Source organism: Pseudomonas sp. 43(2021), from assembly GCF_017490805.1.
Classification (GTDB): Bacteria; Pseudomonadota; Gammaproteobacteria; order Pseudomonadales; family Pseudomonadaceae; genus Aquipseudomonas.
The window spans coordinates 1-445 of sequence record NZ_JAFGYJ010000529.1 but is presented as its reverse complement, the minus strand read 5'-3'; the positions used below and the strand labels follow the sequence as shown (position 1 = coordinate 445).

Genomic DNA, 445 nt, shown 5'->3' with positions numbered 1-445 from the left:
GGCCCGGACAAACTCGCCTGGCAGCAAGCCGTCGAGCAAGCGAACGCCGGCCAACGTTACGACGCGATTCTGCTGCACGCCTATCCACGCGCCAGCCTCAGCCGTTGGGACAACCCGGTCGCCTCCTGCGACGCATTGCCCGCCGCGCAAGACTGGCTGCAGAAGCAGCGGCGCGGCTGGCGTCCGAGGCTTGAAAGCGAAACCGGCTACAACGAAGTCAGCACTTTCGCCGTATGCAAACTCGCCTTCGGCCGGCCCTTCGTCGACCGTGAGCGTCAGCGCATTTATGTGCGCGGCGTGCTGATCCTGCAGGATCGCCTCGACCTGACTCATGAATATCTGCACCTGGCCTTCGAAGCACACCCCAACGGCCAGGATGAAACCTACATCGAAGGGCTCGCCCGTCACCTTTTGCTGGAATAGACCATGACACTCCGTTATCCAC

1 protein-coding gene is annotated in these 445 nt (G+C 62.2%); it reads left to right on the top strand.

Annotated elements, in window-relative coordinates; translation table 11 throughout:
• The coding region (locus tag J5M71_RS28535) for a DUF2300 domain-containing protein (RefSeq protein ID WP_207839017.1) at positions 1 to 423 on the top strand (423 nt) is incomplete at its 5' end.
• Positions 424 to 445 lie beyond the last annotated feature (22 nt).